A 15,210-nucleotide genomic window follows, 5' to 3' on the forward strand; every position below is an offset into this window, starting at 1 on the left:
CCCCGGTCGAGTGAAGCCGAGACTGGGGGAGCGCCTGCCCCGGCGCGCGGAGGTTCACTCCAATAGGGGGCACATTCACCCTGGGGTCGCTCCGGGCCGGCCCCACCACCGTGAAGCGTGGGGAAACCGGCCCATCGGGTCTCAGCGGCGGGTCAGTCGCGGACGGGCTCCACCGAGTCGACCTCGGACTGCTCGAACCGTCCGTCGATCCTGGACACCAGTCCGGTGACCTGGCGGGCGATGTCCGGTGCCGTCAGGCCGATCTCCGCCATGACCTCGGCCCGGGAGGCGTGGTCGAGAAAGCGCGGCGGGATGCCGAAGTCACGCAGCGGTACGTCGACCCCCGCGTCCCGCAGGGCCTGTGCGACGGCCGAACCGACGCCGCCCACGCGGGAGTTGTCCTCGACGGTGACGACCACGCGGTGCAGCTCGGCGAGCGGCGCCATGGCCTCGTCGACCGGCTTGACCCAGCGCGGGTCGACGACGGTGGTGGAGATGCCCTGCTGGTCGAGGAGCCCGGCGATCTCCAGGCACATGGGCGCCAGCGCGCCCACGGAGACAAGGAGTACGTCGGGCGTGTCGGTGCCGGGCTCGCGCAGCACGTCCATGCCGCCGACGCGTCCCACGGCGGGTACGGCGGGGCCGACGGCGCCCTTCGAGAAGCGGACGACGGTCGGCGCGTCCTCGACCTCGACGGCCTCGCGGAGCTGGGCCCGGACCTGGTCGGCGTCGCGCGGCGCGGCGAGCCGGAGGCCCGGTACGACCTGGAGGATCGACATGTCCCACATACCGTTGTGGGAGGCCCCGTCGGTGCCGGTGACGCCGGCCCGGTCGAGCACGAACGTCACACCGCACTTGTGCAGCGCCACGTCCATGAGGACCTGGTCGAAGGCCCGGTTCAGGAAGGTGGCGTACACCGCGAAGACGGGGTGCACTCCCCCGGTGGCGAGGCCGGCCGCGGACACGGCGCCGTGCTGCTCGGCGATGCCGACGTCGTAGATGCGGTCGGGGAAGGCGTCGGCGAACTTCTTCAGGCCGACGGGCTGGAGCATCGCGGCCGTGATGGCGACGATGTCCTCGCGTTCGCGGCCCAGCTTGACCATCTCGTCGCCGAAGACGGAGGTCCAGTCTGCGCCCGAGGCCTTGACCGGCAGACCGGTGTCGGGGTGGATGGGGCCGATGCCGTGGAAACGGTCGGCCTCGTCCTGGAGAGCGGGCTGGTAGCCGCGGCCCTTCTCGGTGAGGCAGTGCACGATGACCGGGCCGCCGAAGCGCTTGGCACGGGCCAGCGCGGACTCCAGGGCCTCGATGTCGTGGCCGTCGATGGGGCCGACGTACTTCAGGCCGAGGTCCTCGAACATGCCCTGCGGCGCGATGAAGTCCTTGAGGCCCTTCTTGGCACCGTGCAGGGTCTCGTACAGCGGTCTGCCGACGACCGGGGTCCGCTCCAGCAGGTCCTTGCCCTTGGCTAGGAACCGCTCGTAGCCGTCCGTCGTGCGCAAAGTGGCCAGGTGGTTGGCGAGGCCGCCGATGGTCGGCGCGTACGAACGTTCGTTGTCGTTGACGACGATGACCAGGGGGCGGTCCTTGGCGTCGGCGATGTTGTTCAGCGCCTCCCAGGCCATTCCGCCGGTGAGCGCGCCGTCACCGATGACGGCGACCACGTGGTGGTCCTCGCGCTTCAGTACCTGGTTGGACTTCGCGATGCCGTCGGCCCAGCCGAGGACCGTCGAGGCGTGCGAGTTCTCGATGACGTCGTGCTCGGACTCGGCCTGCGAGGGGTAGCCCGACAGACCGCCCTTCATCTTCAGCCTGGAGAAGTCCTGGCGCCCGGTGAGCAGCTTGTGGACGTAGGACTGGTGGCCCGTGTCCCAGAGCACCTTGTCCTTCGGCGACTCGAAGACCCGGTGCAGGGCGATGGTGAGCTCGACGACACCGAGGTTGGGGCCGAGGTGGCCGCCGGTCTTGGAGACCGCGTCGACGAGGAAGGTCCGGATCTCCTCGGCCAGCTGGTCGAGCTGCTCCAGGCTGAGCCGGTCAAGATCGCGCGGTCCCTTGATGCGGGTCAGCAGCGGCACCCGTGCCTCCTTGCAGTAGAGCTGATCGAGCTTTCGCCGGGCGTGTCGAGTCTAGTGTTCCGCCTTCGCGACCGACGCCCGGCCTCCGCGTGATACGTCACGCGATCGGCCGTACCCAACAACAGTGCCCGGCATCGCCACACGATGCCGGGCACAATTGTTCGAAAGTACGCCGCAGGCGCCACTTTCAGGGGCGCGGGGAACTGCGCGACAAGCCACAGCGGACCGTCGGCAGAGCCACCGCACCCGCTACGGCGTCACCGCCTCACGCACGCCCTGCGGCCTTCTGGCTCCGCCGCGACACCGAGTCGATCACGACGGCACCCAGCAGCACCGCGCCGGTGATCATGTACTGGATCGACGTGTTCATGTTCAGCAGGTCCAGACCCGTCTGGATCGACTGGATGACGAGCATGCCCAGCAGGGCGGACCACACCGTGCCGCGGCCGCCGAAGAGGCTCGTACCACCGATGACGGCCGCCGCGATGGCGAGCATCAGGGTGTTGCCGCCACCGGCGTTCAGCGTGGCGGACGCCGTTACGCCAGCGAAGAACATGCCGCCGACCGCCGCGAAGCCGCCGGAGATTGCGAACACGGTGATGCGGACCATCGGCACGTTGATACCGGCACGACGGGCGGCCTCGATGCCGCCGCCCACCGCGAACACCTTGCGGCCGTACGTCGTACGACGCAGCACGAAGTCCACGATCACCAGCGTCGCCAGGAAGATCACCAGTGAGTTGGAGACACCCTCGGCGTTGTTCAGCACGGCCGCGGCCGCGAAGGAAGCGACCGCGAGCGCCCCCACGCGCAGCAGGATCTCGCTGTTCGCCCGGAACGGCACACCCGCCGCCCGGCGGCGGCGCTGCTCACCGAAGTTACCGACCAGGGACAGCACGACCGCGAGAGCGGCCAGCAGATACGCGCCGATGACGGCCTGGTCCATGAAGAAGGAGCTCTTGCCCAGCAGGTGCACCGGACCGCTGTCCGACGGAATATTGATGGTGCCACTGGAGCCCAGCAGCCACAGCATCAGGCCGTTCCAGCCGAGGAAGCCGGCCAAGGTGACGACGAACGCCGGTACGCCGATCTTCGCGAAGAACCAGCCGTGCAGCGCTCCGATGGCGATGCCGGTCAGGATCGCCAGGATCAGCGAGAGCCAGGGGTTCATGCCGTGGTTCACCACGAACACGGCGAACAGCGTGGACGCCAGACCGCTGACGGAACCGACGGACAGGTCGATCTCACCCAGCAGCAGGACGAACACCAGGCCGATGGCCAGCATGCCTGTGGCCGACATGAAGTAGCTGATGTCGGAGAGGTTGCCGGCGCTCAGGAACAGGTCGTTCTTCACCTGGAAGATCGTCCAGATGACGATCAGGCCGATGACGACCGGCAGCGAACCGAGCTCGCCGCCCTTCACCTTGCGCTTGAACTCGGTGACGTAGCCCTTGAGTCCCTCGTCACGGATCAGCAGACGCGGGTCGACGACGGACACCGGCGCCGCGGTCGGGTCGTCGGCGGGTGCCACCGTGTTCTGGCGCTCCGCCCCTGGGGCGGGCTTCACGGTCTTGGACGTGTCGCTCACTTTGCCGCCTCCGTGTCGCGACGCCCCGCACGACGGGTCACGGCGTTGTCCGTGGCTCCGGTGATCGCGGCGATGATCTCTTCGTGGCTCGTGGTCTTCACAGGGAAGGAGCCGTTGTTCTTGCCGAGGCGCAGGACGTGGACGGTGTCCGCGACCGCCTTCACGTCGGCCATGTTGTGGCTGATGAGGATGACGCCGAGGTCGCGCTCGCGCAGCCGCTCGACCAGGTCGAGGACCTGGGCGGTCTGCTCGACGCCGAGGGCGGCGGTGGGCTCGTCGAGGATGACGACCTTGGGGTCTCCGATGAGGGCGCGCGCGATGGCGACGACCTGGCGCTGACCGCCGGAGAGGCTGGCGATCGGGATGCGCACGCTCGGGATGCGGATGGAGAGGGTGCTCAGCAATTCCCGGGCGTTCTTCTCCATCGACACCTCGTCGATGACGCCGCGGTGCAGCAGCTCACGGCCGAGGTAGAGGTTGCCGACCACATCGAGGTTGTCGCACAGGGCGAGGTCCTGATAGACGGTCGCGACGCCGAGTCCCTGGGCGTCGTGGGGCTTGTTGATGCTGACCGGGTTGCCCTCCCACTCGATGACTCCCTCATCGATGGGGTGGACGCCCGCGATCGTCTTGACCAGGGTCGACTTTCCTGCGCCGTTGTCGCCCACCAGGGCGACCACTTCTCCGGGGTGGACCTCCAGCTCTACGTCGGTGAGGGCCTGGACCGCACCGAACCGCTTGGAGACTCCGCGCAACGCCAACACGGGCGTAGCGGACACGTGAACCATCTCCTTCGCCGCCTGACCGGCGGGGATGCCGCGCTTGGGGAAGTCGCGGAGGGGTGTGCTCAAGGCACTGGTTTACAAGATGAACATGCGCGCATCCGCTGCCGATGGCAACGGTTCCGTCCGACGCCCGGCCCGGCAGCGGGGTATGAAGGCCGGGCCGGGCGTCGGACAGGTTTCGCGGGACCGCCGGGCGGTCATGTCCGGGTGAGTGCTCTCGTGGTGCTCACCGAGTACTCGTGAGCGCCCACCCGGGGACCGGCGGCCGTGGTGCGCCTGTCGGCTACGAAAGACCGGCGGTCTTGCAGGCGGCAGCGAACTCGCCGGCGCAGATCTCGGCGACGGTGTAGAGCTTGTCCTTGACGACCGTGTCCGCGATGTTGGCCTTGGTGACCGACACCGGGGTCAGCAGCTGCGAGGGGACCTTGTTGCCGGAGCCGCTGGTCAGCGTCGAGGTGGCGAGCGAGTCGATGCTCTTGCCGTCGAGCAGGTTGACCGCGATCTGGGCGGCGGCGTCGGCCTCCGGCTTGAAGGCCTTGTAGACGGTGCTGGACTGGGTGCCGGCGACGATGCGCTGGATGCCCGCGAGCTCCGCGTCCTGGCCGGTCAGCGGGATACCGCTGATGCCCGCACCCTTGAGGGTGTTGGCGATGCCACCCGCCATGCCGTCGTTGGCGGCGTAGACGCCCGCGATGTTCTTGGCGCCGAGCTGCGTGATGGCGGCCGACATCTTCTGGGCGGCGACGGTGTCCTTCCACAGGCCGGACTGCTCGTAGGCGATGTCGACCTTGCTGTCGAGGGCCTTGTGCGCACCCTGCTTGAACTGACCGGCGTTCGGGTCGGCGTCGTCACCGTTGATCATGACGATCTTGGACTTCGGGGTCGCCTTGGCGCCGAGGGAGGTGAGCAGGGCCTCACCCTGGAGCTCACCGACCTTGACGTTGTCGAAGGAGACGTACGCGGAGACCGGGCCCTGGGCCAGACGGTCGTACGCGACGACCTTGATGCCCTTGTCGACCGCCGTCTGGATGGACGACTTGATGGCGGCGGAGTCCTGGGCGCTGACCACGATCACCTTGACACCCTTGGTGATCATGCTGCTGACCTGCTGGGCCTGCTTGCTCGCGTCACCGGCGGCGTTCGCGTACTCGACCTTGCAGTCGGAGCACAGCTCCTTGACCTTCGCCTCGAAGAACGGCCTGTCGAACTTCTCGTAGCGCGCGGTCACGCTGTCGGGGAGCAGCAGACCGATGGTCTTGTCGCCTCCCGAGCTGCTGCCGCCGCCGTCGGACTTGTTGTCCCCGGCCTTGCCGCAGGCCGCCACGGCAAGCGCCATGGATACAGCGGTGGTGCCGATCACGACTCTACGCATCATCGCGTTCATTCTGGTGGTGCCTCCCTGACAGGGCCGCAACGCTGCGGCCGAGGTGGCTGGAAGTCAACTCGGCCACACGTGCGACGTCAAGAAGTAAATCCTTAACGGGTTGGCAACGGCTTTGTTCGTTCTCTAGGTGAAGGCAGGAGTCGCTGTGTTCAGCGTGCCGTCCAAAAGGGTCGAATCGCCCATCTCGCTCAAGGCGAGAGCGAGCGCTCCGAGCACCTCCGCACGACCTCCAAGTGCCCCTGGAAGAACGGACAGTTGACGTGCCGCGCTGGGGATCGCATAGCGGCCGACAGACTCTCTGATGGGACCGAGCACCAGCTCACCGGCCTCGGCGAGATCACCGCCGAGGACCACCCTGCTCGGGTTCAACAGATTGCAGAGATTGGCGACTCCACTGCCGATGTGTCGGCCGACGTCGGCGATCACGCGACGGCAGCCAGGGTCACCGTCCCGCGCCAGCCGCACGACACCTTCCATGGTCAGGTCGGTTCCGTGGCTGGACTGGAGGAGCGGCAGCACATAGCGCGCCGCCGCGAAGGTCTCCAGGCAGCCCCGGTTTCCGCAACGGCAGACGGGGCCGGATTCATCAAGAGTAATATGCCCGATTTCTCCCGCTGTGCCACCCGGGCCACGGTAGATCTTGCCGCTGATCACCAGCCCGGCCCCGACACCGCTCGCGACCTTGATGTACGCCAGGTCGCGCACCCCCCGTCCGCTGCCCCAGACCAGCTCACCGAGGGCGCCGAGGTTGGCGTCGTTGTCCACGTGCACCGGCACGTTCAGGCGCCCGCGCAGCTCCTCACCGGGCCTGGTCCCGATCCAGCCGGGCAGTATGGCGCTGGAGCCCAGGGTGCCCGACTCCACGTCGATCGGACCCGGTACACCCAGGCCCACACCGGCGATCTTGGATCGGTCGACGCCCGTTGCTGCGATCAGGCGATTGACCAGCTCTTCGGCCCTGTCGAAGCCCTGCGCGGCGGACGCGTCCACGTCCAGCGGCTCGGACTCCTCGGCCAGCACCTGATGGGCCAGGTTGCCGATCGCGACCCGTAGGTGCGTGTGCCCGAAGTCGACACCGATCACGATGCCGGCGTCGCCGCTCAGCGAGACGGCCCGGGCCCTGCGGCCACCCGCCGAAGTGGGTGTGACCTCGACTGTTCCGCCGTCCTTCAGCTCGCGCACGATGTTGGACACCGTGGCCGCGGACAGGCCGGTGCTCCTGGCGATCTCGGCCTGCGTCAGCGACCCGGCCAGGCGCACGGCCCGTACGACCCGTTCCAGGTTGGCTCGGTGCAGTGACGACTGCGATCCCGGAGTCTCCACGACGACCTCCTGCGCGCGGGACCGCTTCGATGAGGCCCCGTCTATGTCCAACTAGTGAACTCTAAGATGAGCCGTTCGGGTCGCCTCCCGTCAAGAGGTTGAACCGCATCCGAGGTCTTGTGCACATTGGTGCGCGCGTGCACGGTTTGTGGCATGCCCGCGCGCGTACGGGGACTGAACAACAGGTTCCGGTTACTTCAGCGCGCCTGCCGTGAGTCCCGTCACCACCTGACGCTGGAAGACGATGTAGGCGGCCAGCACCGGCAGCATCGCCATCACCAGGCCGGCGAAGAGACCCGACCAGTCGCCCTTGTAGCCCTGGCTTGCGGCCAGCTGCACCAGCCCCTGGGTGAGGACCCGCTTGTCGGGGTCGGTGTTGAGCACCGTCGGCAGCATGTACTGGTTCCACTGGCCGAGGAAGTTGAAGATGCCCACGCTGATCAGCCCGGGCTTGGCCATGGGCAGCATGATCTGGAAGAACGTCCGGGAGTGCGAGGCACCGTCGACGAAGGCCGCCTCCGCCACCGAGTTCGGCAGGGTCCGGAAGAACGCGGTCAGGAAGAACACCGTGAACGGCAGCGAGTAGGCGATGTAGACCAGGATCAGCCCGTGGATCGTGTTCAGCAGACCCATGTTGTTCACGACGTAGAACAGCGGGACCAGCGCCAGCATGATCGGGAAACTCATGCCGCCGACGAACAGGTAGTAGATGAACCGGTTGCCGGGGAAGTCGAAGCGGGCCAGGACGTATGCCGCCATCGAGCCCAGTACCAGGGTGCCGACGAGCGAACCGCCCACCACCAGGATGGTGTTGAGGAAGTAGTCGCTCATGTTGGCGTCGGTCCAGGCCCGCGCCCAGTTGTCGAAGTGCAGCTCGTCCGGCAGGGACCAGGGCGAACTGAAGATCGCGTTGTCGTCCTTGAAGGACGTCATCACCGCCCACAGGAGCGGCATCGCGACCATGAACGCCCACAGGACGAGCATGCCTTGCGAGAAGACGTTGAGGACCCTGCCCTCCTTCTTCTCCCGGCCCTCCTTCCCGGCCGCGTTCTCCTTGCGCACGGGTCCGCCGGACTGCTGGGGGACCGTGTCCGACGGCGTGCTGTCGGTCGTCTTCATGTGTGTCAGTACTCCAGCCGCTCGCGCCGGCCCAGCCGCATCACAAGGGCCGCGAAGGCCAGCGTGACGACGAGCAGGGCGACCCCGATGGTGGTTGCGTAGGCGGCCTGACCGTCGCGGAAGGCCTTCTGGTACACGTACAGGACCATGACGGTCGTCGAGTAGTCCGGGCCGCCGGGGCCGGTCGTCATGATCTGGACGACCGCGAACGACTCGGCGCCCAGCGCGAGGATGCCCATGTAGACCCAGCCGGACTGCACGGTGTCCCACAGCAGCGGCAGGGTGATCCGGAAGAACGTGGTGGCCCGGCCCGCGCCGTCGAGCAGCGCGGCCTCGTACAGGTCCGCAGGGATGGACGCCATGCCCGCGGAGAACAGCACCACGAAGAAGCCGACCGACGACCAGACCAGTACCGCCATCACGCACCACAGGGCGAGGCTCGGATCGCCCAGCCACAGCGGCTGGACGCTGTCGAGCCCGATGCCGCGCAGCAGTGAGTTGATCGAGCCGCTGTCCGGGTTGTACGCGAACGCGAACAGCAGCGCGACGATCGCGATCGACAGCACCTGCGGAAAGAAGTAGACGATTTTGTAGAAGGAGGAGCCGCGGACGCCCGAAATCACCGGTCCGCCGCGGCGGCGCTTCCCGCCCACATTGATCATGAAGGCGAAGAACAGCGCCAGACTGATCGTCACCAGCGGCAGCACCAACGCGAACAGCAGGCTGTGCCGCAACGACTTCCAGAAGATGTCGTCGTCGAACATCCTCTTGTAGTTGTCGAGGCCCACCATCTTGAATTCCGGGCTCAGTCCGGTCCAGTCCGTGAACGAGTAATAGATGGACTGGATGAACGGCCAGATGACGAACAGTGCGTACAGCCCGAGAGGGACCGCCAGGAATCCCACGATGAAGCGGTACTTTCCGTGCTGCATTACCACAGACCCCGTTCCGTGCGCGGGTGCCGCCGCTGGTGACAGATCATCGACTTCGGGTCACTGGTGCTTGTAGTGCTTGATCGACGTGTCCTTCGCGGTCTCGTCGGCGTAGCCCTGGATCTTCTTGATGGCCTCGGCCGGGGTGAGGCGTCCCGCCATCATCTCGCCGAGCCCGGACACCCCGATCTTCTCCTTCTGGAGCTGCACGTACCAGTCCTGCAGGCGCGGGTTCACCACGTTGTCGCCGGCCTTCTCCAGTGCCGCGACACCGGACTTGAGGCCGGGTGTGAGGGTGATGCCGTCGGTGCCACCGTTGTACGCGGTGAGCGACTTGACCTTGGTGGTGAAGTTCTTCGAGGAGGCCTCACTGAGCATGATGCGCAGCTGCTCCATGCCGCCCGCCGTGTTCTTCGCCTTGGCCGGGACGATGAACGGCTCACCGCCGGAGGCCCAGATCGTGCCGAACGGCAGCTTGTCGGAGCTGTCGATGCCGGTCGGCGCGGAGACGGCGAGGTTGAAGTCGGCGGGAATGACGTTCGCCGACTCGTTCTCGACCCAGGAGCCGTTCGGGATGAACAGTGCCTTGCCCTTGGCCCACGCGGTCTGCGACTGGATGTGGTCGAGACCGGGGGTGCCCTTGAGGACGTACCCCTTCTTGTAGAGCTCGTAGTACGCCTCGAAACAGGCCTTGACAGCCGGGTGCTTCCAGGCGTTCGGCTCCAGGTTGTCGATCGCGTCGAGAACCTCGACCCCACCGACCTTGCCGATCATCGGGTAGAGCGAGAAGGGCAGGTAGTACGGGTACTTGCCCGCGTAGGTCCAGCCGGCCATGCCCTTTTTCTTGGCCTTCTCGCACACGGCGAGCATCTCGTCCCACGTCTCCGGATAGGTGGCGTCGAGCGAGTCCAGGGCCTTCTGCGAGTACCAGACGCCGTACACCGTGTAGGCGTAGTACATGATCCACACCGGGTCGCCGTCGAGCTGGCCCATCTCGACGATGCCCGGCCGCAGGGTGTCGCGGACCTTCTTGTTCGGGTCGTCGAAGGACGGGGCGTCGAGCAGCGGGGTGAGGTCGGCGAGCTGGTTCTTGCCGGCCAGGACGCCCATGTCCATCTGCTCGGCGCCGGAGTTGTCGATCAGGTCCGGCGGGGTGCCCTGGTTGAAGCGGGGCTGGAGCGTGGACTGGATCTTCTGGGTGGCGGAGAACTTGACCTTCGCCTTGGGGAAGTTCTGCTCGTAGATCTTGACCGCGTCCTCGGCGTACTCCTTGCCGAAGCCGCCGTCGAAGAGCACGAACTCCATCTGGGCGCTGTCGTTGACGGCCAGCGGGTTCTGGGCGGTCTTCTTGCCCGACTTGGCCTTGTCCTCGCCTCCTCCGCCACTGCTCGCACACGCGGACAGGAAGCTCATCGTGGGGACGGAGACCAAGCCCAGCGCCGCCGACCGCTTGATCAGGTCGCGGCGGCCGAAACCGTTGACGGGGGTGGTGCCGGTCGTGCGCTCGGGGGTGCGGCTCTCGTCGGAGGTGGATCCCATGCTCAAGTCCTCGCCTTCTCCAGGACTCAGGCGGTGAACCGGATCCTCCCGGCACCGCGGTCGGGTCGAACTGGGTCGTGCAGGAAGTACTTAGTGCGTGATGCGCCCTGATCAGAGGAAAGACCCGGTAGGCCGCGCGTTCGGCACGTCAAACCACCCTTCCGGCTCCCCTCGCACCGGGCGTCGACCGGTCGAACAGTGGCAGATGCCGACAGGTATAGTCCACTTCCCGTCAAAGGGGCAAGATCGAATGCAGGGTTGACCGCGGGTCTTTTCCGAGTTGAGACCTCGCGGAAATATGCGGACCACACCCATCCCTTTGCCTGGGAAATTCGCGATATTGGGCCCGAATGCCACACCCAACACCCTTGACACCACTGGCCACTTCACTCCCTACTGGTTCCTGCGCAGCCAAGGTGACAACGTTGTCCGGCGGCAGGGAGGGTGCTCTCGTATGCGGCAGGGAGTTCGGAACAGGGCTTGGTACGGATGGGAGTTCGGATCAATTCCGGCCATCGCGGCGGTGTTCGCACTGGTGATCGGCGGGCAGGGTGCGGCGACCGCGCTGCCGGCCCGGACACCGGCCGCCGACCAGGAGTTCGCCTCCTCGTTCGAGGCAGGTGAGGCGGCGCCGGACTGGCTGAACACCGTCGACACCGGGCCGGACGGCACCAAGCGGGCCTCCGGTGTCGACGGCGGGTACAGCAGCGGCATCCCGGGCAACGCGACCGACCATGTGACGGACGTACGGGCGAGCGGCGAGAACACCGGCGGGGGTGAGGTGAAGGAGAACCTCGTCGACGGTGTGCCGGGGACCAAGTGGCTCACCTTCGCGCCGAACGGCTGGGCGGAGTTCGACCTGGACGAGCCGGTCAGGGTCGTCACCTACGCGCTGACCTCGGCCGACGACCACGCCGAGCGTGACCCCGCCGACTGGACGCTGCAGGGCTCGGCGGACGGTACGACGGGCTGGCAGACCCTCGACACTCGCACGGGTGTGTCGTTCGCCGAGCGGTTCCAGACCAGGTCGTACGACCTGTCGTCGCCTGCCTCCTACCGGCACTTCCGGCTCGACATCGGGCGCAACAACGGGGGCGCCATCACCCAGCTCGCCGATGTCCAGTTCTCGACGGGCGGCGGTGCCACGCCCGTGCCCCGGGACATGCTGTCGCTGGTCGACAGCGGCCCGAGCGGCTCACCGACCGCGAAGGCCCGCGCCGGTTTCACGGGCAAACGGGCACTGCGGTACGCCGGTACGCACCAGGCCGCCGGACGGGCGTACTCGTCCAACAAGGTGTTCGACGTGAACGTGGCCGTGGGCCCGGACACCGAACTGTCCTACCGGGTCTTCCCCTCGATGGCGGACGGCGATCTCGACTACGACGCCACGAACGTGTCCGTGGACCTGGCCTTCACGGACGGCACCCTGCTGAGTGAACTGTCGGCCCTCGACCAGCACGGCTTCCCCCTGACACCCCAGGGGCAGGGCGCGGCCAAGGGGTTGTACGTCAACCAGTGGAACCAGGTGGCGTCGCGGATCGGGGCGGTGGCACGGGGAAAGACCGTCGACCGGGTACTGGTGGCGTACGACTCGCCGACCGGGCCCGCGAGGTTCCGCGGCTGGCTGGACGACATCGCCCTGCGGACCGTCGCCCCCGAGCCGCCCCGGGAACACCTGTCCGACTACGCGGTGACGACGCGGGGCACCAACTCCAGCGGCGCCTTCTCGCGGGGCAACGACTTCCCGGCGACGGCCGTGCCACACGGTTTCAACTTCTGGACGCCGGTGACCAACGCGGGCTCGCTGAGCTGGCTGTACGACTACGCGCGGGCCAACAACGCCGACAACCTGCCGACGATCCAGGCGTTCAGCGCGAGTCATGAGCCGAGCCCCTGGATGGGTGACCGGCAGACCTTCCAGGTGATGCCGTCGGCCGCCGCCGGCACCCCGGACACCGGCCGAACGGCACGGGCGCTGGCCTTCCGGCACGAGAACGAGACCGCCCGGCCGTACTACTACGGGGTGCGGTTCGAGAACGGCGTCAAGGCGGAGATGACGCCGACCGACCACGCGGCGGTCCTGCGCTTCACCTACCCCGGCGCCGACGCGAGCGTCCTGTTCGACAACGTCACCGACCAGGCGGGCCTGACCCTCGACCCGGAGAACGGCACCTTCACCGGCTACTCGGACGTGAAGTCGGGGCTGTCGACGGGGGCGACCCGGCTGTTCGTGTACGGGGTGTTCGACGACGACGCGGTGGTGACTGAGGGCTCGTCGAGCGGGGTCAAGGGATATCTCCGGTTCAGCGCGCCGACCGGCGTGGTGACGCTGCGGCTGGCCACCTCGCTCATCAGCGTCGAGCAGGCCGAGGCCAACCTGCGGCAGGAGATTCCGGACGGTACGTCCTTCGAGGAGGTACGGGCCGGTGCGCAGCGGCAGTGGGACGGGCTGCTCGGGAAGGTCGAGGTGGAGGGGGCGACGCCGGACCAGCTGACGACGCTGTACTCCAGTCTGTACCGGCTGTATCTGTACCCCAACTCCGGCTTCGAGAAGGTCGGTTCGAAGTTCCAGTACGCGTCGCCTTTCTCCCCGATGCCGGGCCCCGACACCCCGACGCACACCGGGGCGAAGATCGTGGACGGCAAGGTGTACGTCAACAACGGTTTCTGGGACACGTATCGGACGACCTGGCCCGCCTACTCGCTCCTGACTCCTCGTCAGGCAGGTGAGATGGTCGACGGGTTCGTGCAGCAGTACAAGGACGGCGGCTGGACCTCGCGGTGGTCCTCCCCCGGGTACGCGGACCTGATGACGGGAACCTCGTCGGACGTGGCGTTCGCCGACGCGTATGTGAAGGGCGTCGGTTTCGACGCGAAGTCGGCGTACGACGCGGCCGTGAAGAACGCGACCGTCGTGCCCCCGATGTCGGGCGTGGGCCGCAAGGGCATGGCGACCTCACCCTTCCTCGGCTATACCAGCACCGAGACGCGTGAGGGCCTGTCGTGGGCGCTGGAGGGCTATCTCAACGACTACGGCATCGCCCGGATGGGCCAGGAGCTGTACCGGCAGACGGGCGGGCAACGGTACAAGGAGGAGTCCGAGTACTTCCTCAACCGGGCCCAGGACTATGTGCGGTTGTTCGACAAGAAGGCCGGCTTCTTCCAGGGGCGGAACGCGCGGGGCGACTGGCGAGAGGAGTCGTCGGCGTACGATCCGCGCGTCTGGGGCAACGACTACACGGAGACGAACGGCTGGGGGTACGCCTTCACCGCCCCGCAGGACAGCCGGGGTCTGGCCAACCTGTACGGCGGCCGGGCGGGCCTCGCGGACAAGCTCGACGCCTACTTCGAGACCCCGGAGACGGCCTCACCGGAGTTCGTGGGCTCGTACGGCGGGGTCATCCACGAGATGACGGAGGCCCGGGACGTCCGGATGGGCATGTACGGTCACTCCAACCAGGTCGCCCACCACGTCACTTACATGTACGACGCGGCCGGCCGGCCCTGGAAGACGCAGAAGAACGTCCGCGAGATCCTCTCCCGCCTCTACACGGGCAGCGAGATCGGCCAGGGCTACCACGGCGACGAGGACAACGGCGAGCAGTCGGCTTGGTACCTGTTCTCGGCGCTCGGCTTCTACCCGCTGGTCATGGGCAGCGGCGAATACGCCGTCGGCTCCCCGCTGTTCACGAAGGCGACGCTGCATCTGGAGAACGGCCGGGACCTGGTGGTCAAGGCCCCCGACAACAGCGCCCGGAATGTGTACGTGCAGGGACTGAAGGTCAACGGCCTTTCCTGGACGTCGACTTCACTCCCCCACTCGATCGTCTCCCAGGGCGGAACCCTGGAGTTCGACATGGGCCCCGAACCGTCGACCTGGGGAGCGTCCAGGGACGCGGCGCCGGTGTCGATCACCCAGGACGACGAGGTGCCGACGCCGCGGGCGGATGTGGTCGAGGGCGAGGGCGCGTTGTTCGACAACACGTCGGCGACGGACGCGACGGTGAGGTCCGTGGAGCTGCCGATCGCCGGCAGCGCGAAAGCCGTCCAGTACACGCTGACGTCCTCGGACCGGACCGAGGCTCCGACGGGCTGGAAGTTGCAGGGCTCCTCCGACGGCGCGAACTGGCGGACGCTGGACCGGCGTTCAGGCCAATCGTTCAGGTGGGACAGGCAGACCAGGGCGTTCTCGGTGACGTCCGAGGGCTCGTACACGCGATACCGACTGGTCCTCGACAGCGAGTCGACTCTGGCGGAGGTGGAGCTGCTGGGCTGACCGTTCCGAGAAGCCCTCGCGCTCCACGAGGAACGCGAAGGCGGCGCGCGCCTCGGACCTGTGCTCCTCGGGAAGGTTCGGCCGTCGGCCCATCCGTCGACGGTTACGCGGAACGGTGTGTACCGCCACAGGCGGTGGCGGTCAGCCGGTCGCGAGGGTGAAGACGTGGACGTGAGCGTCGGCCGG

At 67.4% G+C, this 15,210-nt stretch carries 9 protein-coding genes; 1 reads left to right on the forward strand and 8 read right to left on the reverse strand.

Annotated features, from left to right (window positions below; all coding sequences use genetic code 11):
- Positions 1-152 precede the first annotated feature (152 nt).
- The 8 genes from dxs to ngcE form a co-directional block, all read right to left on the reverse strand.
- The gene (gene dxs, locus QA861_RS09605; RefSeq protein WP_334587803.1) at positions 153-2,078 is read right to left on the reverse strand and encodes a 1-deoxy-D-xylulose-5-phosphate synthase; all 1,926 of its coding nucleotides are present in this window, start codon (positions 2,076-2,078) and stop codon (positions 153-155) included.
- Positions 2,079-2,343: 265 nt separating this feature from the next.
- Positions 2,344-3,666, reverse strand: a complete 1,323-nt coding sequence (locus tag QA861_RS09610; RefSeq protein ID WP_334587804.1) for a sugar ABC transporter permease — start codon at positions 3,664-3,666, stop codon at positions 2,344-2,346.
- A complete protein-coding gene (locus tag QA861_RS09615; protein ID WP_334590501.1) occupies positions 3,663-4,454 on the reverse strand; it encodes an ATP-binding cassette domain-containing protein in 792 nt (263 codons plus the stop codon). Before QA861_RS09615 ends, QA861_RS09610 begins: the two co-directional genes overlap by 4 nt.
- A gap of 280 nt (positions 4,455-4,734) precedes the next feature.
- Positions 4,735-5,835, reverse strand: a complete 1,101-nt coding sequence (locus QA861_RS09620) for a sugar ABC transporter substrate-binding protein (protein WP_443041466.1) — start codon at positions 5,833-5,835, stop codon at positions 4,735-4,737.
- A gap of 123 nt (positions 5,836-5,958) precedes the next feature.
- On the reverse strand, positions 5,959-7,158 hold the full coding sequence (locus QA861_RS09625) for an ROK family transcriptional regulator (RefSeq protein ID WP_334587805.1): 1,200 nt from the start codon (positions 7,156-7,158) through the stop codon (positions 5,959-5,961).
- Between the two features lie 192 nt (positions 7,159-7,350).
- Positions 7,351-8,277: a carbohydrate ABC transporter permease gene (locus QA861_RS09630; protein WP_334587807.1), complete on the reverse strand. Its 927-nt coding sequence runs from the start codon at positions 8,275-8,277 to the stop codon at positions 7,351-7,353.
- 5 nt (positions 8,278-8,282) lie between these two features.
- Entirely contained in the window at positions 8,283-9,209 is a 927-nt protein-coding gene (locus QA861_RS09635) for a carbohydrate ABC transporter permease (protein ID WP_334587808.1), read from the reverse strand.
- 60 nt (positions 9,210-9,269) lie between these two features.
- A complete protein-coding gene (gene ngcE, locus QA861_RS09640) occupies positions 9,270-10,748 on the reverse strand; it encodes an N-acetylglucosamine/diacetylchitobiose ABC transporter substrate-binding protein (RefSeq protein ID WP_334587809.1) in 1,479 nt (492 codons plus the stop codon).
- Between the two features lie 454 nt (positions 10,749-11,202).
- Between ngcE and QA861_RS09645 the strand changes: the two genes are divergently transcribed.
- Positions 11,203-15,024: a GH92 family glycosyl hydrolase gene (locus QA861_RS09645; RefSeq protein WP_334587810.1), complete on the forward strand. Its 3,822-nt coding sequence runs from the start codon at positions 11,203-11,205 to the stop codon at positions 15,022-15,024.
- The last annotated feature ends 186 nt before the right edge of the window (positions 15,025-15,210 follow it).

Origin of the sequence: Streptomyces sp. B21-083, assembly GCF_036898825.1 — a bacterium.
Classification (GTDB): Bacteria; Actinomycetota; Actinomycetes; order Streptomycetales; family Streptomycetaceae; genus Streptomyces.

Bases quoted from the DNA above. Each gene is read 5' to 3' on its own strand.
- QA861_RS09615 (WP_334590501.1), bottom strand. From the start codon at position 4,454: ATGGTTCACGTGTCCGCTACGCCCGTGTTGGCGTTGCGCGGAGTCTCC.
- QA861_RS09620 (WP_443041466.1), bottom strand. From the start codon at position 5,835: ATGAACGCGATGATGCGTAGAGTCGTGATCGGCACCACCGCTGTATCC.
- QA861_RS09630 (WP_334587807.1), bottom strand. From the start codon at position 8,277: ATGAAGACGACCGACAGCACGCCGTCGGACACGGTCCCCCAGCAGTCC.
- QA861_RS09635 (WP_334587808.1), bottom strand. From the start codon at position 9,209: ATGCAGCACGGAAAGTACCGCTTCATCGTGGGATTCCTGGCGGTCCCT.
- ngcE (WP_334587809.1), bottom strand. From the start codon at position 10,748: ATGGGATCCACCTCCGACGAGAGCCGCACCCCCGAGCGCACGACCGGC.
- QA861_RS09645 (WP_334587810.1), top strand. From the start codon at position 11,203: ATGCGGCAGGGAGTTCGGAACAGGGCTTGGTACGGATGGGAGTTCGGA.